Source organism: Streptomyces sp. NPDC102451 (assembly GCF_044765485.1).
Taxonomy (GTDB): domain Bacteria; phylum Actinomycetota; class Actinomycetes; order Streptomycetales; family Streptomycetaceae; genus Streptomyces.
Genome location: NZ_JBIWKD010000001.1, coordinates 499034 through 518932, shown reverse-complemented (window position 1 = coordinate 518932; position 19899 = coordinate 499034). Strand labels below are relative to the sequence as shown.

Here is a 19899-nt window from a genome sequence, read left to right as displayed (position 1 = left end):
TTCTGTGGCGTACGCGGCAGGTGGGCGGCTGTGCGGTGCCCACTTCGGCGGACACAGCGGGGACACAGCCCGCCCGTCTATACGATCGCCGGTTCGCCGAGCGAAAACGTCGGCCCCCGGGTTGCTTTCCTGTCCCGCGCATACCGCAGCTGGAGTAGCCCCGGCTCCACCCGTCACTCCACCCTGGGGCGGACCAGACCCGATTCGTAGGCAATGACGACCAATTGCGCCCGGTCCCGCGCCCTCAGTTTCGCCATGGTCCGGTTCACATGGGTCTTGACGGTGAGCGGGCTGACGACGAGCCTCTCGGCGATCTGGTCGTTGGAGTGTCCGCCGGCGACCTGGACGAGCACCTCCCGCTCCCGCCCGGTGAGCGCGGCGAGGCGCTCGGTGTACTCGGTGCCGTCCGGGTTCTCCGCGGCGCTGCCGCCCTGGGCGAGGAAGCTGGCGATGAGGCCCTTGGTCGCGACCGGGGAGAGCAGCGCCTCACCGGCCGCGGCGACACGGATGGCGTTGAGCAGTTCGTCCGGCTCCGCGCCCTTGCCCAGGAAGCCGGAGGCCCCCGCGCGCAGGGACTGCACCACGTACTCGTCCACCTCGAAGGTGGTGAGCATGACGATCCGTACGCCTGCCAGGTCCGGGTCCGCGCTGATCATCCGGGTGGCGGCGAGTCCGTCGGTGCCCGGCATCCGGATGTCCATCAGCACGACGTCGGCGCGGGTCGAACGGGCCAGGGCCACGGCCTCCGCCCCGTCGGCGGCCTCGCCGACGACCCGCATGTCGGGTTCGGAGTCGACCAGCACCCGGAACGCGCTGCGCAGCAGTGCCTGGTCGTCGGCGAGCAGCACCTTGATGGGCGTCATGCGCATCCCCCCCTGATCCCCGCCGTGCCCGGCCTGTCCGGTTCGCGCGTGCGGGACGTGACGGGCAGGATCGCATGGACCCGGAATCCGCCTCCGTAACGGGGCCCCGCCGTGAGGGTGCCGCCCAGCGCGGTGACGCGCTCGCGCATGCCGATCAGACCGTGCCTGCCGCCGTCGGCCGGGGCGGGGCCGGCTCCCCTGCCGTTGTCGAGCACGGTGACCTCCGCGGTCCCCCCGACCCGTACGACGCTCACCTCGGCCTTCGCACCGGCGCCCGCGTGCTTGCGCACGTTGGTCAGGGCTTCCTGGATGATCCGGTAGGCCGCGAGGTCGACCGCCGCGGGCAGCGGGCTGTCCGGGTCGGTGCAGGCGACCTCGACGGGGAGCCCGGCGTTGCGGAAGGTGTCGATCAGGCTGCCGAGGACGGCGAGCCCCGGGGCGGGTTCCGTGGGCGCCTCCGGGTCGCCGGACTGACGGAGCAGCCCGACCGTGGCCCGCAGTTCGTTCAGGGCGGAGCGGCTGGCTTCCCGTACGTGGGCGAGCGCCTCCTTCGCCTGGTCGGGCCGCTTGTCCATGACATGGGCCGCCACGCCGGCCTGGACGTTGACCAGGGCGATGTGGTGGGCGACGACGTCGTGCAGGTCGCGGGCGATCCGCAGCCGCTCCTCCGCGACCCTGCGGCGGGCCTCCTCATCACGGGTGCGCTCCGCGCGTTCGGCCCGTTCCCTGATCGCGTCGATGAACGCGCGTCTGCTGCGTACGGCGTCTCCCGCGGCCCCGGCCAGGCCGGTCCAGGCGAGCACGCCGAGGTTCTCCTGGCTGTACCAGGGCGTCGAGCCGACCACCATCGCGGCCACGGTCAGCACCCCCATGGTCAGCAGGGCGGCCCGCCAGGTGGTGGGGCGGTCGGTGCCGGCCGCGACGGCGAAGAGCGCGACGACCGCGCTCATCACCACGGGTGCGGGCGGATCCATCAGGAGGAACTCGACGGCGGACAGCAGCCCGGTCACCGCGAGCACCGCCACGGGCCGCCGCCGGCGCAGGACGAGCGCCGCGGCGGCGAGCACCATCAGCAGCACGCTGGCCGCTCCGGGCGTCCTGGCTCCGAGGACCGGCCCGTGGCCCGGGTCCGGCTCGGCGAACGACGCGCAGATCATGCAGACGAGCACGGCCACGGCGAGGCCACCGTCGAAGGCGAGGGGATGGCCGCGCAGCCAGCGGCGGGCGCGCACGAGCCCGGTTCCGAGGGTGGTCACGTCGGACTACGGTACGGCGTGCCGTCGAGGGGGCGGTCCGGACAGGTGTCCTGAGGGCGTCGCAGCACGATGCCCCGCGCCGGACGGGCCGGGCGGGGCATCGTGGGAGTGCGGAGCGGGCAGCCCCGGTCAGCCGGGGATGAGCCCGTCGTCGCGGAGCATGGAGCGCACCTCTTCGAGGGTGGCGTCAGGTGCCGGAAGGATCAGTTCCGACGGCTCCAGGGAGTCGTCGGGGAGGGGCGAGCCGAGCTCGCGCACCTTGTCCAGGAGAGCGTGGAGCGTGGTGCGGAAGCCGGGTCCGTCACCGCTCTCCATCTCCGCGAGGAGTATGTCGTCGAGCTTGTTCAGCTCGGCGACATGACTGTCGGCCAGTACGACCTGGCCCTCCCCCATGATCCGTACGATCATGACGCCGCCCTCACTGCTTGTCGAACTTGTGCGGGGACTGCTGCGACTGCGGTGCCGCGTCCTCGGCGCCGCCCTCGATGGCCTGCTGCTGCCCGGCGGAACCGCCGGCCAGCTCGGCCTTCATGCGCTGCAGTTCCAGTTCTACATCCGTACCACCGGAGATCCGGTCCAGCTCGGCGGCGATGTCGTCCTTCGCCGTGCCGGACGGGTCGTCGAGGGCACCGGAGGCCAGCAGCTCGTCGATGGCTCCCGCACGCGCCTGGAGCTGCTGCGTCTTGTCCTCGGCCCGCTGGATCGCCAGGCCGACGTCGCCCATCTCCTCGGAGATGCCGGAGAAGGCCTCGCCGATCCGGGTCTGGGCCTGGGCGGCGGTGTAGGTGGCCTTGATGGTCTCCTTCTTGGTCCGGAAGGCGTCGACCTTGGCCTGCAGCCGCTGGGCCGCGAGAGTGAGCTTCTCCTCCTCACCCTGCAGCGTCTGGTGCTGCGTCTCCAGGTCCGTGACCTGCTGCTGGAGGGCGGCGCGCCTGGACAGCGCCTCGCGGGCCAGGTCCTCGCGGCCGAGCGCGAGTGCCTTGCGGCCCTGGTCCTCCAGCTTGGACGACTGGCCCTGCAGCTGGTTCAGCTGCAGCTCCAGACGCTTGCGCGACGTCGCCACATCGGCGACACCGCGGCGCACCTTCTGAAGCAGTTCGAGCTGCTTCTGGTACGAGTAATCGAGGGTCTCGCGCGGATCCTCGGCCCGGTCAAGGGCCTTGTTTGCCTTCGCGCGGAAGATCATTCCCATACGCTTCATGACACCGCTCATGGGCTTCGCGCGCCCCCTTCTGACGGACTGAGCTCCAGCACTCCAACAGAACCCACAGTACGGGCCCTGTCTCCATTACCGCACTGTTCGAGCACGGATGTGGTCCTCCGCAAGGACGACTGCCGACGGTGACCGCTCCCGCCCAGGGAGTAGACGACCATCAGGGATGACGTCGACAACGTCCGTTCTGCCCCTGTCGGGACACTTTTCAGGACGCAGGCCGTTGCCGGATCGTTCCCGCCCGGTCCCCGGGAGTCGCGGCCGACCCCGTACCCTTGGGTTTTGTGTTCCGTAGCCGTTCCAAGGAAGAGAAGGCCCCCACCGGCAAGGTGACGGCGGACCTCTCCAAGCAGCCCCGCGACCCCCAGGCTCCGAAGGGTCGCCCCACCCCCAAGCGCAGCGATGCCCAGACGCAGCGCCGACGTGCCTCCAGCGGTGCGCCGACCGACCGCAAGGAGGCCGCGAAGCGCCAGCGTGAAGCACGCCGGGCCGACATGGCCCGGCAGCGGGAGGCTCTCGCGTCCGGCGACGAGCGCTATCTGCCGGTGCGTGACAAGGGGCCCGTGCGCCGCTTCGTCCGTGACTTCGTGGACTCGCGCTTCTGCATCGCGGAGTATTTCCTTCCGCTCGCAGTGATCATCCTGATCCTCAGCGTGATCCAGGTCCAGAACATCCAGAACATCTCGCTGCTGCTCTGGCTCGGCGTGATCGTGCTGATCGTCGTCGACTCCATCGGCCTCGGGTTCCGTCTGAAGAAGCAGCTGGCCCAGCGCTTCCCGGACACCCCGAAGCGCGGCGCGGTGGCCTACGGCCTGATGCGTACGCTCCAGATGCGCCGGCTGCGTCTTCCCAAGCCCCAGGTCAAGCGCGGAGAGCGGCCCTGAGCACGGAGACCTCCGGCTTCACGGGGGTGTCCGCCCAGTGGCTGGGCGGGCTCGGCGGACTGCGCAACACGGTCCGCCAGGAGCTCGTCGCCCGGCAGCTCGACGAGCAGATAGCCGCGCGCTATCCCGTGGGGCAGCGTCTGCGGGTGCTCGACGTCGGCATGGGCCAGGGCACGCAGGCGCTGCGCCTGGCGCGGGCCGGGCACTCCGTGACGGGCCTGGAGTCCGACGGCGAGATGCTGCGGACCGCGCGGGAGTCCCTGGCGGGCGAGCCCGAGGGCATCCGGGAGCGGGTGCGGCTCATCGAGGGCGACGGCCGTGACACCGGGGTGCACTTCCTGCCCGGCAGCTTCGACGTGGTGCTCTGCCACGGCGTGCTGATGTACGTCCCCGAGCCGGACCCGCTGCTTGCGGGCCTGGCCCGGATGCTGGCACCGGGCGGGCTGCTCTCCCTGCTCGTGCGGAACGCGGACGCGCTCGCGATGCGCCCGGGGACGGCGGGCGACTTCGACGCGGCTCTCGCGGCGTTCGACACGGACACGTACACGAACAGGCTCGGCCTCGACGTCAGGGCCGACCGGCTCGAGGTGCTGCGGGCCACCCTCGCGGGGATCGCGGCCCCGCTGCACGCCTGGTACGGCGTGCGGGTCTTCACGGACAACGTGAGCAACGACGCGGAGCTGCCCGGCCCCGAGGAGCTGGCCCGGGTGTTCGCGGCCGAGGACCGGGCGGGGCGGACCGATCCGTACCGCGGGGTGGCGGCGCTGCTGCACCTGTGCGGCGTACGCGGCTGAACCACCCGCCGTAGACCCGATGCCGTCGTACACCTGAGGCCGTCGTACGCCTGATCGGCCCACCAGCGCAGGCCGTCGGCACCGGGCCCTGGCGATACTCCGGGCATGGACGCAATCCCTTCCCGCAGCCGGGTACGCCGCTCGCTCACTCCCCTGGCGGCCGGCGCCACCGTGATCGCCCTGGCGGGCGGCTGCGCGGGGCCGGGCCCGGCCCCGTCCGCCGCACCGGCCCAGCAGGCGGCGGCGGTCCGGTCCGCGGGCGACCTGGAGGACCAGTACCAGACCGTCATCAGGGACGTGCTGCCCTCCGTCGTGCAGATCGGCGCCGGGGACGCGCTCGGCTCGGGCATCGTCTACGACGACAAGGGCCACATCGTCACGAACGCCCATGTCGTGGGCAGCGAGAAGACCTTCGACGTCAGCGTCGCCACCGGCGAGAAGGTGCTCAAGGCGTCCCTGGTCTCCTCCTATCCGGAGCAGGACCTGGCCGTCGTCAAGCTCGACGACGTCCCCGACGGGCTGCGGGCCGCGAAGTTCGGGGACACCGAGAAGGTAGAGGTGGGGCAGATCGTCCTGGCGATGGGCTCGCCGCTCGGCCTGTCCAGCAGCGTCACCCAGGGCATCGTCTCGGCCGTGGGGCGGACCGTCAGCGAGAGCAGCTCGGGCGGCGGCACCGGGGCGACGCTCGCCGACATGGTGCAGACCTCGGCGGCCATCAACCCGGGCAACAGCGGCGGCGCCCTGGTGAACCTCGACAGCGAGGTCATCGGCATCCCGACCCTCGCGGCGACCGACTCGGAGCAGGGAGGCGGCGCCGCACCCGGCATCGGGTTCGCGATCCCCGTCTCGATGGTGCGGACGGTCGCCGACCAGATCATCACGTCGGGAAAGGTCACCGACTCGGGCCGGGCCGCCCTGGACATCACGGGCCGCACCGTCGTCGACGACGACTACCGGCCCGCCGGTGTCGCGATCGTCAGCGTCCAGGAGGACGGGGCCGCGAAGAAGGCCGGCCTGCGCGTCGGGGACGTCATCACCCGGCTCGGCGACGCCCGGGTCACGACGATCACCTCGCTCTCGGAGGCCCTGGCCGCCGAGAAGCCGGGCCGGAAGGTCACGGTGACGTACACGCGGGGGGACTCGGCGAAGAAGGCCGAGGTCACCCTGGGCGAGATCTGAGAGCCGTTCAGGGGCGCGGGGCCACCCGGGGGCGGGTGGCCCGCCCGGACACCGGGGCCCGGGCGGGCCTGCGGGCCTCAGTCGGCCTGGAGGCTCATCGGGCCGTAGATCTTCGTCGCGTCCTCGAAGAGCGTCACCTGGTCCGCGCCGCCTTCGAGGAGCTCCTTCCAGAACTCACCGATCCAGGACTCCGCGTCGCCCTGAGTCGTGAACTCCTCCGGCTGCAGCGCCGGCTCCGTCTCCGTACCGTCGGACTTCTCGAACCGCCACGTCCACGCCATGTCCGCCTCCTGGGTCACGTTGCTCCCCGAAGACTAGTGGGTGTCCCGGGCGCGCAGGTGGTTCATGGACACGGGAGGATCGACACGTGGAACTGACACTGCTCGGCACCGGAGCCCCCGACGGGCTGCCGCGGCCCGACTGCCCCTGCGCCGTCTGCGCGTCCTCCCGCGGCACCGGGGCACGCGCCGCGACCGCGCTGCTCGTGGACGACGCGCTGCTGCTGGACCTCACCCCGGGCGCCGTGTTCGCCGCCGCCCGTGCGGGACACTCGCTCGCCGGCGTACGGCAGGTGCTGCTGACCCACCCTCATGACGGGCCCGCCGTGGAGCTGCCGGCCTCACTCCCGCCGGCGGGGCGTGTCCCGGACGGCCAGGAGCTGACGCTGATCAGCGGGCACCGGATCCGGGCCATGGCGATGGACTCCCCGGGCACCGGTTACGAGGTGACGGCGCCGGAGGGTGAGCGGCTGCTCTATCTGCCGCCCGGGGCCTCCCCCGCCGGTCTGGCCGACCCGGTGGCGGAGCCGTACGACATGGTCGTGTGCGATGTGACCGGACGGCCGGACGCCGTGGCCAGGCTGCGGGCCGTCCGGGCCGTCGGGCCCGCCACCGAGGTGATCGCCGTCCATCTGGACCACGACGCGCCGCCCGGACCCGAGCTGGACCGCCGGCTCGCGGCCGGCGGGGCACGGGCCGTGCCGGACGGGACGACGCTTCCGGTGGGCGCCTACCACGCGACACCCGAGGTGCCCCGGCGCACGCTGGTCACGGGCGGGGCCAGGTCGGGGAAGTCGGTGGAGGCCGAACAGCGCCTGGAGACCTTCCCCGAGGTGGTGTACGTGGCGACGGGCGGACGCCGCTCGGGGGATTCGGAGTGGGAGGCCCGGATCGGGCTGCACCGGGAGCGCAGGCCCGCCGCGTGGCGCACCGAGGAGACCTGCGAGCTGGTGGGGCTGCTGGAGGAGGATGGCCCGCCGCTGCTGATCGACTGTCTGTCGCTGTGGCTGACGGACGCGATGGACCGGGTCGAGGCCTGGGACGACGGCCGGTGGGCGGACGGCGGGGAGGAGAAGCTGCGCGAGCGGGTCGCGGAATTGGTCCGCGCGGTGCGCGGGACGCGTCGTACGGTCGTCGCCGTGACCAACGAGGCCGGCTCGGGCGTGGTCCCGGCGACGGCCTCGGGGCGGCGCTTCCGGGACGAACTGGGCCGGCTGAACGCCGCTTTCGCCGCCGAGTGCGAGCAGGTGCTGCTGGTGGTGGCGGGGCGGGCCCTGGTGCTGCGGGGCTGACCGGGGCGGGTGCGGGGCCGGGGGTGCGGGAGTGGGGCCCGGGTACTGTTCCGCACAGGAGCCCCCCGGCGGGTTCCGGCCCACCTAGCGACGACCCGCGAGGCAGACCCCCGTGAATCTGGACGACTTCTCCGACCTGATCGAACGCCCCGACGGGGGCGTACGGCGTGCTGCCGAGGAACGCCGGGAGCGGCTCACCGTTCCCGTCGGCGCCCTCGGCCGCCTCGACGAGCTGGGGGAATGGCTGTCGGCCGCCCAGCAGTCGGTGCCCGTCAAGGCGGTCGAGCAGCCGCGCGTCGTGCTGTTCGCCGGTGATCACGGGGTGGCCGAGCTGGAGGTCTCCGGCCGGGCGGCGGGGACCGCGCACGAGCTGGTCCGGGCGGTGCTGGACGGTGCGAGCCCCGTCGCCGTGCTGGCCCGGCGCTTCTCCGTGCCCGTACGGATCGTGGACGCCGGTCTGGACTGTGATCCGGAGCTGCTGCCCGAGGCCGTCGTACGCCACCGGGTGCGGCGCGGCAGCGGCCGGATCGACGTGGAGGACGCGCTGACCGCCGAGGAGGCCGAGCAGGCCGTACGCCTCGGGATGCGCGTCGCCGACGAGGAGGCCGACTCCGGCACGGACCTGGTGGTGCTGGGTGACCTGAGTGTCGGCGGTACGACGGCGGCCTCGACGCTGATCGCCGCCCTCTGCGGTACGGACGCCTCGGTGGTGACCGGGCGCGGCGGCGCGGGCATCGACGACCTGGCCTGGATGCGCAAGTGCGCCGCGATCCGGGACGCGCTGCGGCGGGCCCGGCCGGTCCTCGGTGACCAGCTGGAGCTGCTGGCGGCCGTGGGCGGCGCGGATCTGGCGGCCATGACGGGATTCCTGCTGCAGAGCGCGGTGCGCCGGATGCCCGTGGTGCTGGACGGAGTGGTCTCGGCGGCCTGTGCGCTGGTGGCGCAGCGGGCGGCCTTCCGGGCCCCGGACTGGTGGCTGGCGGGGCAGCTCAGCGGGGAGCCCGCCCAGCTGAAGGCGCTGGACCGGATGGCGCTTACCCCGCTGCTGGACCACGGGGTGACGGTGGGCGGGGGAAGCGGGGCGCTGCTGGCGCTGCCGCTCGTCCAGGCCGCGGCGGCGCTGGCGGCGGAGCTGCCCGAGCGCGCGCCGGAAGAACCGGAAGCGGAAGAGGAAGCGGAAGAGCAGTCCGGGGCCACGGAGCCCGCGGACACGACCGCCTGAGCGCCGCCGCCCCTTCGCGGGCGGCACGGTGGCGGGGCCTCAGGTTCCGCCGCCGGGGCGGGGGCCCGGCAGCGGGGTCCTGTCCGGGGCCCCGCCGATCAGGTCCTGGAACCTGCGGCGCGGGCCCGCCCAGCGCACATCGTGGTGATACGCCCTCAGCACCGCCCTGGCGCGGGCCCGGTGGCGCCGGCGGTAGAAGCGCTTCGCCCACAGCGAGGCGGGCCGGGCCAGCCGGAGTGCGCCGATCAGCGCGATGAACGGGATGAGGGTGCCGATCACCGCCATCCGGGCCTTGCCCTTGAACAGGGCGATCAGCACGAAGCCGAAGTTGACGAGGTAGGTCAGGACGACGCCCAGCCTGTTCTGCTGCTGATCATCACTCAGTTCGTCCACACCGAGCGGCGAGAACCCGGCGAGCACGAGCAGGACGAGCGAGGCGGTGAGGACGACCACCTCCACGCTCTGCCGGCCCTCCTCGGTCCAGTACACGTCGTCGAGGTGCAGGATGAGGGCGAACTCGTCGAGGACCAGGCCGGCGCCCACCGCGAAGACGACCGCGAAGATCCCGGCGGCCGCGCCGCGTTGACCGCTCGCGACCGCGCCGAAGCCTCCGACCACCGAGAGCACGACGCCGGGCACCACGTGGTGGACGTGCACCCCGCCGGGCGTGAAGTTGCGGAAGGGGCCCTTGCCTGCCCTGATCATCCGGGTGATCACGCGGGTGATCGCGAAGGTCAGCACGAACGCGCTCAGGGCGAGCAGCAGCGGGAGTTTGCCCGGCTCGACGATGTTCTGCTGGAACCAGTGACCCATGCCACCTCCTCCCTGAGACCCACCTCTGCGGCATTTTGGGTCACTCTGCCCGATCCGGCGTGCCGCCGCACCGGCTAGCCTGCGCGCGGTGACCTCCCTGAACAGCCACGGCCCGCGATTCGCCTTCGGCACCCTGACCGCGCTCCCCGTCCGCGTCTCCCGCTGGGACCGCGGCACCGCCCGCGCCGGCATGCTGTGCGCCCCGCTCGCCGGGGTCGTCGTGGGGCTGCTCGCGGCCGTGCCCGGCGTGCTGTTCCTGCTCGGCGGGTCGGGCCCCCTGGTGGCGGCGGTCGCCTCCGCCGCACTCCCGGCCGCGCTGACCCGGGGACTCCACCTGGACGGGCTCGCGGACACCGCCGACGGGCTCGGCAGCGCCAAGCCGGCCGAGGACGCGCTGCGGATCATGAAGCAGTCGGACATCGGCCCGTTCGGTGTGATCACCCTGCTGTTCGTGCTGCTGGCCCAGACCGCGGCGCTCTTCGAGCTGTACGGCCGCGGCTGGGCGGACGGCGCGCTCGGCACGGTCGCCGCCGCCGTCACCGCCCGGCTCGCGCTCACGCTGGCCTCGCGGCGCGGCGTCCCGCCCGCCCGGCCGGAGGGGCTCGGCGCCGCGGTGGCGGGCACCGTCCCGCCCCTGGGCGCCGCGGCCGTGGCCGGCGCGGTGGTCCTGTGCTGCGCGGCGGCGGGCGCGCTGCTGGGCGGATACGGCGCCGCCCTGCACCACGCCCTCGCCGCCCTGGCCGGTCTCGGTGCCGCGCAGGTGATGCTGCGTCACTGCGTGCGGCGCTTCGGCGGGGTGACCGGTGACGTGTTCGGCGCCCTGGAGGAGACGGCCGCCACGGTGGCGCTGCTGGCACTGTCCCTCGGCTGACGGCGCCCCTTCCGTGAGGACTCCCCCACCCCGGACGGCCCCGCCCCCGTGAGCCGGAAGCAGGGGCGCGCGTAGGCTCGTTCCCGGCGCGTCACGGCGGGATCTACGATGCGCTGGGCACGGTCGGCCCACCCCCTCGACCGGCACACAACTCAACGGAAGCGAGATTTCACCACCGTGACTGCTCTCACTCTCAGCACCTCAGGTGCGGCGACGCTGCGCGCCGACGCACTCGTCGTCGGCGTCGCCAAGGGCACTGGGTCCAAGTCCGGCCTGGTCGTCGCACCGGGCGCCGAGGCCGTGGACAAGGCGTTCGACGGGAAGCTCGCCGCCGTCCTGGAGACCCTGGGCGCCTCCGGTGCCGAGGGCGAAGTGACCAAGCTCCCCGCCCCGGCGGGCCTCAAGGTCCCGGTCGTCATCGCGGTCGGGCTCGGTCAGGTCCCGGCGAAGGACGAGGCGTACGACGCCGAGGCACTGCGCCGGGCCGCGGGCAGCGCCGCGCGTGCGCTGAAGGGCTCGAAGAAGGCCGGCTTCGCGCTGCCGACGGAGTCCGCCGAGGACGCCGGGGCCGTCGCGGAGGGCGCCCTGCTGGGTGCGTACGCCTTCACCGCCTACCAGGGCGGCGAGGACAAGCTCGCCCCCAAGGGCGCCAAGAGCCCGGCGAAGCTTCCGCTCGGCGAGGTCGCCCTGCTCGGCACCAAGCCGCGGGACAAGGCCTTCAAGGCCGCCGCCGAGCGCGCCGTCGCGGTCACCGAGGAGATCAACCGGGCCCGCGACCTGATCAACACCCCGCCGAACGACCTGTACCCCGAGTCCTTCGCCGCCGTGGCCACCGCCGCCGGCAAGGAGCACGGCATCAAGGTGCAGGTCCTGGACGAGAAGGCGCTCGTCAAGGGCGGCTACGGCGGTCTGCTCGGCGTCGGCCAGGGCTCCACGCACGGCCCGCGCCTGGTGAAGCTGGCCTACACCCACCCCAAGGCGGAGAAGACGCTCGCCCTGGTCGGCAAGGGCATCACCTACGACTCGGGCGGCATCTCGCTCAAGCCGGCCGGCCACAACGAGACGATGAAGTGCGACATGAGCGGTGCCGCCGCCGTGTTCGCCGCCGTCGTCGCGGCCTCCCGCCTCGGCCTCCAGGTCAACGTCACCGGCTGGCTGGCGCTCGCCGAGAACATGCCGTCGGGCAACGCCACCCGCCCGGGTGACGTGCTGCACATGTACAGCGGCAAGACCGTCGAGGTCCTCAACACCGACGCCGAGGGCCGGCTCGTGCTCGCCGACGCGCTGACCCGCGCGTCGGAGGAGAAGCCGGACGCGATCGTCGACGTGGCGACCCTGACCGGCGCGATGGTGCTGGCGCTCGGCAACCGCACCTTCGGTGTGATGGCCAACGACGACGCCTTCCGTACGTCGATCCACGAGATCGCCGAGGAGGTCGGCGAGGCCTCCTGGCCGATGCCGCTCCCCGCCGACCTGCGCAAGGGCATGGACTCCCCGACCGCCGACATCGCCAACATGGGCGAGCGGATGGGCGGCGGCCTGGTGGCCGGCCTGTTCCTGAAGGAGTTCGTCGGCGAGGGCATCGCCTGGGCGCACCTGGACATCGCGGGCCCGGCCTTCCACGAGGGCGCGCCGTACGGCTACACGCCCAAGGGCGGCACCGGATCCGCGGTCCGCACCCTGGTGCGGCTGGCGGAGCGCACCGCGGCCGGCGACCTCGGCTGAGTCCGGAGCCGGCACCGCGCGTGGACCCCGCGCGCAAGGTTCGCTTGCGGCGCAGACGGCCCCGGGCATACGTCCGGGGCCGTCGGTGTTCCTCACGGTGGAACCGACCGGCATATTTCCGGAAATCTGTACGTATCGGTAACCATCCGGCCGGGATCTTGATCCGGCTCGGAGCAGGGGCCCGCGTCCCGTCCGGACTCAACAAGTGCGAAGATGGGTTCTCGGCAGGACAGGGCCCCCACCACAGGGCCGAATAACGCAAGCGGCCGAACACCAGCCGACCGGCCGGTCACACCCCAGCGACGGGGCCCGGCGTACGGCGCACATGCATGGAGGACGTGACGTGGCGAACGACGCCAGCACCGTTTTCGACCTAGTGATCCTCGGCGGTGGTAGCGGCGGTTATGCCGCGGCCCTGCGCGGAGCTCAGCTGGGCCTGGACGTCGCACTGATCGAGAAGGGCAAGGTCGGCGGCACCTGCCTGCACAACGGCTGCATCCCCACGAAGGCGCTGCTGCACGCCGGCGAGATCGCCGACCAGGCCCGCGAGGCCGAGCAGTTCGGCGTGAAGGCCACCTTCGAGGGCATCGACATGGAGGCCGTCCACAAGTACAAGGACGACGTGATCTCGGGCCTGTACAAGGGTCTGCAGGGTCTCATCGCCTCGCGCAAGGTGCACTACATCGAGGGTGAGGGCCGTCTCTCGTCGCCCACCTCGGTGGACGTCAACGGCCAGCGCGTCCAGGGCCGCCATGTCCTGCTGGCGACCGGTTCCGTGCCGAAGTCGCTGCCGGGCCTGGAGATCGACGGCAACCGCATCATCTCCTCGGACCACGCGCTGAAGCTGGACCGGGTGCCGAAGTCGGCGATCGTCCTGGGCGGCGGCGTCATCGGCGTCGAGTTCGCCTCGGCGTGGAAGTCCTTCGGCAGCGACATCACCATCGTCGAGGGTCTGAAGCACCTGGTCCCGGTCGAGGACGAGAACAGCTCGAAGCTTCTTGAGCGCGCGTTCCGCAAGCGCGGCATCAAGTTCAACCTCGGCACCTTCTTCGACAAGGCCGAGTACACGCAGGACGGCGTGAAGGTCACCCTCGCCGACGGCAAGACCTTCGAGGCGGAGGTGCTGCTGGTCGCGATCGGCCGCGGCCCGGTCTCGCAGGGTCTGGGCTACGAGGAGGCGGGTGTCGCGCTGGACCGCGGCTACGTCCTCGTCGACGAGTACATGCAGACCAACGTCCCGACGATCTCGGCCGTCGGTGACCTGGTCCCGACCCTCCAGCTGGCGCACGTCGGCTTCGCCGAGGGCATCCTGGTGGCGGAGCGCCTGGCCGGTCTCAAGACCGTGCCGGTCGACTACGACGGCGTGCCGAAGGTGACGTACTGCCACCCCGAGGTCGCCTCCGTCGGCATCACCGAGGCCAAGGCCAAGGAGATCTACGGTGCGGACAAGGTGGTCGCCCTCAAGTACAACCTGGCGGGCAACGGCAAGAGCAAGATCCTGAAGACCGCGGGCGAGATCAAGCTCGTCCAGGTCAAGGACGGTGCCGTGGTCGGCGTCCACATGGTCGGTGACCGTATGGGCGAGCAGGTCGGCGAAGCCCAGCTGATCTACAACTGGGAGGCGCTGCCGGCCGAGGTCGCGCAGCTCATCCACGCCCACCCGACGCAGAACGAGGCGATGGGCGAGGCGCACCTGGCCCTGGCCGGCAAGCCTCTCCACTCCCACGACTGATCCAGTCCCGGGGACGACCGACCACTTCACACTTTCGTAAGGAGCAACTGAAACCATGTCGGTTTCCGTAACCCTTCCGGCGCTCGGCGAGAGCGTCACCGAGGGCACCGTCACCCGCTGGCTGAAGGCCGAGGGCGAGCACGTCGAGGCCGACGAGCCGCTGCTCGAGGTCTCGACCGACAAGGTCGACACCGAGATCCCCGCGCCCGCCTCCGGCGTGCTCGCGTCCATCAAGGTCGCCGAGGACGAGACCGTCGAGGTCGGCGCCGAGCTGGCCGTCATCGACGACGGTTCGGGCGCGCCCGCCGCCGCCGAGGCTCCGGCCGCCGAGCCGGAGGCCGCTCCGGCTCCGGCCCAGGAGGCTCCGGCGCCCGCCGCGGAGGCCCCTGCCGCCGAGGCTCCCGCCGCCGCTCCGGCCGGTGGTGCCTCCGGCACCGACGTCACCCTTCCGGCGCTCGGCGAGAGCGTCACCGAGGGCACCGTCACCCGCTGGCTGAAGGAGGTCGGCGAGGAGGTCGCGGAGGACGAGCCCCTGCTCGAGGTCTCCACGGACAAGGTCGACACCGAGATCCCCGCCCCGGTCGCCGGTGTGCTGCTGGAGATCGTCGTCGCCGAGGACGAGACCGCCGAGGTCGGCGCCAAGCTCGCCGTCATCGGTGCTCCGGGCGCCGCACCGGCCGCCGCTCCGGCAGAGGCCGCTCCGGCCCCCGCCGCTGCTCCGGCCCCCGCTGCCCCGGCACCGGCCCCTGCCGCTCCGGCACCGGCTCCCGCTGCTCCGGCCGCTCCGGCTCCGGCGCCTGCTCAGGCCGCGCCCGCCGCCCCGGCACCGGCTCCGGCCGCGCCCGCACCGGCCGCCGCTGCTCCGGCTCCGGCCGCTGCCGCTCCGGCCGCGCCTTCCGGTGACGACGGCGCGTACGTCACGCCGCTGGTCCGCAAGCTCGCCGCCGAGAACGGCGTCGACCTGGGCGCGGTCAAGGGCACCGGCGTCGGTGGCCGTATCCGCAAGCAGGACGTCGTGGCCGCCGCGGAGGCCGCCAAGGCCGCCGCCGCTCCGGCTCCGGCCGCCGCTGCCCCGGCAGCCAAGGCCGCGCCGAAGCTCGAGGCGTCGCCGCTGCGCGGTCAGACGGTCAAGATGACCCGCATGCGCAAGGTCATCGGCGACAACATGATGAAGGCGCTGCACTCGCAGGCCCAGCTGACCTCGGTCCTCGAGGTCGACATCACGAAGCTGATGAAGCTGCGCAACCAGGCGAAGGAGTCCTTCGCCGCCCGTGAGGGCGTCAAGCTGTCCCCGATGCCGTTCTTCGTGAAGGCGGCGGCCCAGGCGCTGAAGGCCCACCCGGTCGTCAACGCCCGGATCAACGAGGACGAGGGCACCATCACGTACTTCGACTCGGAGAACATCGGCATCGCCGTTGACGCCGAGAAGGGTCTGATGACCCCGGTCATCAAGGGTGCGGGCGACCTGAACATCGCCGGTATCGCGAAGAAGACCGCCGAGCTGGCCGGCAAGGCCCGCGGTGGCGGCCTCACCCCGGACGACATGTCCGGCGCGACCTTCACCGTCAGCAACACCGGTTCGCGCGGTGCGCTGTTCGACACGGTCATCGTGCCGCCGAACCAGGCGGCCATCCTGGGCATCGGTGCCACCGTCAAGCGTCCGGCGGTCATCGAGACCGCCGAGGGCACCGTCATCGGCGTCCGCGACATGACGTACCTCTCGCTCTCCTACGACCACCGTCTGGTGGACGGCGCGGACGCCGCCCGTTACCTGACCACGGTCAAGGCGATCCTGGAGGCGGGCGAGTTCGAGGTCGAGCTCGGCCTCTGAGCCGTACAGCAGCGGTCCAGCTGTAACCAGCCTCACCAGCGGCGCCCCCGTCCGGAACACTTCCGGGCGGGGGCGCCGCCGTATTGTCTAGACACCACCGGTCGCCCCCGGCAGCCGTGTCGGTGCACGCACCACCGGTTCGCCCCGAAGGAGCCCCCCATGACCCCGCCCGTCGTCCACTCGCTGCGCGAACAGATCCGCGAGCACATCGTGGAGGGGATAGTCAGCGGGCGCTGGAAGCCGGGTGAGCGGATCGTGGAGCGCCGTATCGCCACCGAGCTGGAGGTCAGCCAGACACCCGTGCGCGAGGCGCTGAGGGAGCTGGAGACGCTGCGGCTGATCGAGTCGGCGCCCAACAAGGGGGTCAGGGTCCGCAATCTGACCGCGGCCGACCTGGAGGAGAGCTATCCCGTACGGGCCGGGCTCGAACAGATCGCGGCGGAGCTGGCCGCCCCGGCCCTGGCCGAGGACTGCTCGGCGCTGACCCCGCACGTGACGGCGCTGTACGAGGCGGACCGGCTGGCCGACGGCGAGGCGCAGGTGCGGCACACGGTGGCCTTCCACCGGGAGATGGTGCGCGCCGCGGGCAACGCGGTGCTGCTGCACACCTGGGAGGGGCTGGGCATCGAGGTGTTCACGGCCCTGTCGATCCGCTGGCTGGGCACCGTGCAGAAGTCGTACGCCGAGGAGCACGAGGCCCTCATCGAGGCGTTCCTGCGGCGGGACCCGGCGATCGCCGTACTGGTGAAGGAGCACGTCCTCGGGTGCGCACCGCGCGCCTGAGCGGCCGGGGCCGTGCGCCCATCTGCGGGGACGGGCGCTCTACCGTGCAGGTCAGTGCCCGTTTCACCCCCTTGATCCCGTCACTCCGTGCCCCATTTCGCGGCACCGCATGCCACTTTTCTTCATATCGAGAAGTTTTGCCCTTCACCCTTTGATCGATCATCGATCGGCGACTTACAGTTCAGTCGCGGGCCCACCGGCCCGATCGCCCTGTCCTGCCAGTCAGGGCCTTCTCCACCCCCTCCCACTCCGGAAGGCGGCGATCATGACCGACCCCGTAGCAAAGCTTCCGAGCGAGCTCGACCAGCTCCCGGACCGCGACCCCGAGGAGACCGCCGAGTGGGCGGCCTCCCTGGACGCCGTCACCAAGGCCGCGGGCCCGCACCGCGCCGCGTACCTGATGCGGCGTTCGCTCCAGCACGCCGAGGGCGCCGGCATCGCGCTGCCCAAGCTGCTGGAGAGCGATTACGTCAACACCATCCCCACCTCCGCCGAGCCCGCGTTCGACGGCGACCTGGAGATGGAATCGAAGATCACCGCGTGGAACCGCTGGAACGCGGCCGCGATGGTCACCCGTGGCGCCCGGTACGGCGTCGGAGGCCACATCGCCACGTTCGCCTCGGCGGCCTGGCTGTACGAGACCGGCTTCAACCACTTCTTCCGCGGCAAGGAAGGTGACGGCTCCGGCGACCAGCTCTACATCCAGGGCCACGCCTCGCCCGGCATCTACGCCCGCGCCTTCCTCGACGGCCGCCTCGGCGAGCAGCAGCTCGACAACTTCCGCCAGGAGTCGGGTGGCGACGGCCTGCCGTCCTACCCGCACCCGCGGCGGCTGCCCTGGCTGTGGGAGTTCCCCACGGTGTCGATGGGCCTCGGCCCGCTCTCGGCGATCTACCAGGCGCGCTTCAACCGCTATCTGACCAACCGCAGGATCAAGGACACGTCGAACTCGCACGTCTGGGCCTTCCTGGGCGACGGCGAGATGGACGAGCCCGAGTCGACCGCCGCCCTCGCCCTCGCGGCGCGTGAGCAGCTCGACAACCTGACCTTCGTCATCAACTGCAACCTGCAGCGCCTCGACGGCCCGGTCCGCGCCAACTTCCGCGTGGTCCAGGAGCTGGAGGGCGCCTTCCGCGGGGCCGGCTGGAACGTCATCAAGACGCTCTGGGGCAACGCCTGGGACGAGCTGTTCCAGCTGGACACCACGGGCGCGCTGATCCGCCGCCTCCGCGAGGTCCCGGACGCGCAGTTCCAGACGTACGCGACGCGCGACGTCGCCTACATCCGCGAGCACTTCTTCGGGACCGAGCCCGCCCTCGTCGAGCTGGCGAAACTCCTGAGCGACGCGAAGATCGCCGAGTGTTTCTACAGCTCCCGCGGCGGCCACGAGGCCCGCAAGGTGTACGCGGCCTACCGCGCGGCCCTGGAGCACAAGGGCGCGCCGACCGTGATCCTGGCCCAGACGGTCAAGGGCTACACGCTCGGCAAGGGCTTCGAGTCCAAGAACGCCAACCACCAGATGAAGAAGCTGTCGATCGACGAGTTCAAGGGCATGCGCGAGCTGCTCGGCCTCCCGATCCCGGACAGCGCCTTCGAGGACGGTCTCGTCCCCTACGGCCACCCGGGCGCCGACTCCCCCGAGGTCCGCTACCTCCAGGAGCGCCGTGCCGCCCTCGGCGGTCCGGCCCCCGCCCGCCGGGTGCACGCCGTGGCGCTGCCCCAGCCGGAGGAGCGCGCGTTCAAGGCCCTGTACAAGGGGTCCGGCAAGCAGGAGATGGCCACCACCATGGCGTTCGTCCGCCTGGTGAAGGACCTGATGCGGGACAAGGAGACCGGCAGGCGCTGGGTTCCGATCGTCCCGGACGAGGCCCGTACCTTCGGTATGGAGTCGCTGTTCCCCTCGGCCGGCATCTACTCGCCGCTCGGCCAGACGTACGAGCCGGTCGACCGCGACCAGCTGATGTACTACAAGGAGGCCAAGGACGGCCAGATCCTCAACGAGGGGATCACCGAGGCCGGGGCCATGGCCGACTTCATCGCCGCCGCCTCGTCGTACGCGACGCACGGCGAGACGATGATCCCGTTCTACATCTTCTACTCGATGTTCGGCTGGCAGCGGACCGGCGACCAGATGTGGCAGCTCGCCGACCAGCTCGGCAAGGGCTTCATCGTCGGCGCCACGGCCGGCCGTACGACGCTGACGGGTGAGGGCCTCCAGCACGCGGACGGCCACTCGCACCTGATCGCGTCCACGAACCCCGCGTCGCTCAACTACGACCCGGCGTTCGCGTACGAGATCGCGGTGATCGTCAAGGACGGTCTGCGCAGGATGTACGGCCCCGAGGCCGAGAACGTCTTCTACTACCTGACGGTCTACAACGAGCCGAAGCAGCAGCCCGCGATGCCGGAAGGCGTCGAGGACGGCATCGTCAAGGGCCTGTACCGCTTCAAGGAGGGCGTGCCCGCCGAGGCGGACGCGCCGCGCCTCCAGCTGCTCGCCTCCGGTACGGCGATCCACTGGGCCCTGGAGGCCCAGGAGCTGCTGGCCGCCGACTGGGGCGTCACGGCCGACGTCTGGTCCGCCACCTCGTGGGGCGAGCTGCGCCGTGACGCGCTGGAGTCCGACGAGGCACTGCTCCGCGGCGAGGAGCGCGTGCCCTACGTGACCCAGGCGCTCTCCGGCGCGCCGGGCCCGGTCCTCGCGGTCAGCGACTGGATGCGCGCGGTCCCGGACTCCATCAGCCAGTGGGTGGAGCAGGACTGGTCCTCGCTGGGCACGGACGGCTTCGGCCTCTCCGACACCCGCGACGGGGCCCGCCGCCACTTCGGTGTCGACGCGCAGTCCGTCACGGTCGCCGCGCTGGCCCAGCTGGCCCGCCGTGGCGAGATCCCGGCCTCGAAGGTCAAGGAGGCGCGGGAGCAGTACGGCCTCTGAGGGACCGGCCGCCGTCTCCTCGCTCCGCACCGCAGGGCGGGCCCGCTCCGGGCCCGCCCTGCGGGCGTCTCCAGCCGGGCGCATGAACCGGAGCGCAACAAATCAATAACGTGATGCGATGAACCGACAGATCCGTGCAACGCGCAGCCGTGTTCGGCGGTCTAGGGGAGCGAGTCCCACGCCCTCGGGTGACGGGTCCGTTCCGGTTGGAGACCGGCCGGTGGATAC

Annotated in this window: 17 protein-coding genes; 11 read left to right on the top strand and 6 right to left on the bottom strand. The window is 72.1% G+C overall.

Features of this window, described 5'->3' with window-relative positions:
* Positions 1-173 precede the first annotated feature (173 nt).
* From ACIRD8_RS02490 to ACIRD8_RS02475, 4 genes are all read right to left on the bottom strand, one after another.
* Positions 174-863 carry a response regulator gene (locus ACIRD8_RS02490; protein WP_403985155.1) on the bottom strand — a complete coding sequence of 230 codons (690 nt, stop codon included), beginning with the start codon at positions 861-863 and terminating at the stop codon, positions 174-176.
* On the bottom strand, positions 860-2119 hold the full coding sequence (locus ACIRD8_RS02485; protein ID WP_403985153.1) for a sensor histidine kinase: 1260 nt from the start codon (positions 2117-2119) through the stop codon (positions 860-862). The genes ACIRD8_RS02490 and ACIRD8_RS02485 overlap by 4 nt, the downstream gene beginning before the upstream one ends.
* 129 nt (positions 2120-2248) lie before the next feature.
* Positions 2249-2527 carry a hypothetical protein gene (locus tag ACIRD8_RS02480; protein ID WP_033299956.1) on the bottom strand — a complete coding sequence of 93 codons (279 nt, stop codon included), beginning with the start codon at positions 2525-2527 and terminating at the stop codon, positions 2249-2251.
* A gap of 10 nt (positions 2528-2537) precedes the next feature.
* Positions 2538-3320 carry a PspA/IM30 family protein gene (locus ACIRD8_RS02475; RefSeq protein ID WP_014156668.1) on the bottom strand — a complete coding sequence of 261 codons (783 nt, stop codon included), beginning with the start codon at positions 3318-3320 and terminating at the stop codon, positions 2538-2540.
* 296 nt (positions 3321-3616) lie between these two features.
* Between ACIRD8_RS02475 and ACIRD8_RS02470 the strand changes: the two genes are divergently transcribed.
* The 3 genes from ACIRD8_RS02470 to ACIRD8_RS02460 all read left to right on the top strand — a co-directional run bounded on the left by ACIRD8_RS02470 (position 3617) and on the right by ACIRD8_RS02460 (position 6189).
* Positions 3617-4216 (top strand): DUF3043 domain-containing protein, encoded by a 600-nt coding sequence (locus ACIRD8_RS02470; protein ID WP_124276868.1) that lies wholly within the window; start codon positions 3617-3619, stop codon positions 4214-4216.
* 59 nt (positions 4217-4275) lie between these two features.
* Positions 4276-5010, top strand: a complete 735-nt coding sequence (locus ACIRD8_RS02465) for a class I SAM-dependent methyltransferase (protein ID WP_403985633.1) — start codon at positions 4276-4278, stop codon at positions 5008-5010.
* Between the two features lie 105 nt (positions 5011-5115).
* Positions 5116-6189 carry a S1C family serine protease gene (locus ACIRD8_RS02460; RefSeq protein WP_403985151.1) on the top strand — a complete coding sequence of 358 codons (1074 nt, stop codon included), beginning with the start codon at positions 5116-5118 and terminating at the stop codon, positions 6187-6189.
* A gap of 77 nt (positions 6190-6266) precedes the next feature.
* Here ACIRD8_RS02460 and ACIRD8_RS02455 read toward each other — a convergent pair whose 3' ends face one another.
* The gene (locus ACIRD8_RS02455) at positions 6267-6470 is read right to left on the bottom strand and encodes a hypothetical protein (RefSeq protein ID WP_099176312.1); all 204 of its coding nucleotides are present in this window, start codon (positions 6468-6470) and stop codon (positions 6267-6269) included.
* Between the two features lie 86 nt (positions 6471-6556).
* On the opposite strand from ACIRD8_RS02455, the gene ACIRD8_RS02450 reads away from it, so the two are divergent.
* Together ACIRD8_RS02450 and cobT are read left to right on the top strand one after the other, a co-directional pair.
* Positions 6557-7759 carry a bifunctional adenosylcobinamide kinase/adenosylcobinamide-phosphate guanylyltransferase gene (locus ACIRD8_RS02450; RefSeq protein ID WP_403985149.1) on the top strand — a complete coding sequence of 401 codons (1203 nt, stop codon included), beginning with the start codon at positions 6557-6559 and terminating at the stop codon, positions 7757-7759.
* A gap of 112 nt (positions 7760-7871) precedes the next feature.
* A complete protein-coding gene (cobT, locus tag ACIRD8_RS02445) occupies positions 7872-8981 on the top strand; it encodes a nicotinate-nucleotide--dimethylbenzimidazole phosphoribosyltransferase (protein ID WP_403985147.1) in 1110 nt (369 codons plus the stop codon).
* 39 nt (positions 8982-9020) lie between these two features.
* Here cobT and ACIRD8_RS02440 read toward each other — a convergent pair whose 3' ends face one another.
* Positions 9021-9794 (bottom strand): hypothetical protein, encoded by a 774-nt coding sequence (locus ACIRD8_RS02440; protein ID WP_403985145.1) that lies wholly within the window; start codon positions 9792-9794, stop codon positions 9021-9023.
* 88 nt (positions 9795-9882) lie between these two features.
* Here ACIRD8_RS02440 and ACIRD8_RS02435 point away from each other — a divergent pair, with 88 nt between their 5' ends.
* From ACIRD8_RS02435 to aceE, 6 genes are all read left to right on the top strand, one after another.
* On the top strand, positions 9883-10665 hold the full coding sequence (locus ACIRD8_RS02435) for an adenosylcobinamide-GDP ribazoletransferase (protein ID WP_403985143.1): 783 nt from the start codon (positions 9883-9885) through the stop codon (positions 10663-10665).
* A gap of 177 nt (positions 10666-10842) precedes the next feature.
* On the top strand, positions 10843-12390 hold the full coding sequence (locus tag ACIRD8_RS02430) for a leucyl aminopeptidase (protein ID WP_403985141.1): 1548 nt from the start codon (positions 10843-10845) through the stop codon (positions 12388-12390).
* Positions 12391-12733: 343 nt separating this feature from the next.
* Entirely contained in the window at positions 12734-14122 is a 1389-nt protein-coding gene (gene lpdA / locus ACIRD8_RS02425; RefSeq protein WP_403985139.1) for a dihydrolipoyl dehydrogenase, read from the top strand.
* Positions 14123-14177: 55 nt separating this feature from the next.
* Positions 14178-15953: a 2-oxoglutarate dehydrogenase, E2 component, dihydrolipoamide succinyltransferase gene (gene sucB, locus ACIRD8_RS02420; RefSeq protein WP_403985137.1), complete on the top strand. Its 1776-nt coding sequence runs from the start codon at positions 14178-14180 to the stop codon at positions 15951-15953.
* A gap of 159 nt (positions 15954-16112) precedes the next feature.
* On the top strand, positions 16113-16736 hold the full coding sequence (locus ACIRD8_RS02415; RefSeq protein ID WP_403985135.1) for a GntR family transcriptional regulator: 624 nt from the start codon (positions 16113-16115) through the stop codon (positions 16734-16736).
* 265 nt (positions 16737-17001) lie between these two features.
* Positions 17002-19671, top strand: coding sequence for a pyruvate dehydrogenase (acetyl-transferring), homodimeric type (gene aceE / locus ACIRD8_RS02410; RefSeq protein WP_403985133.1), 2670 nt, complete (start codon positions 17002-17004; stop codon positions 19669-19671).
* Positions 19672-19899: the final 228 nt, after the last annotated feature.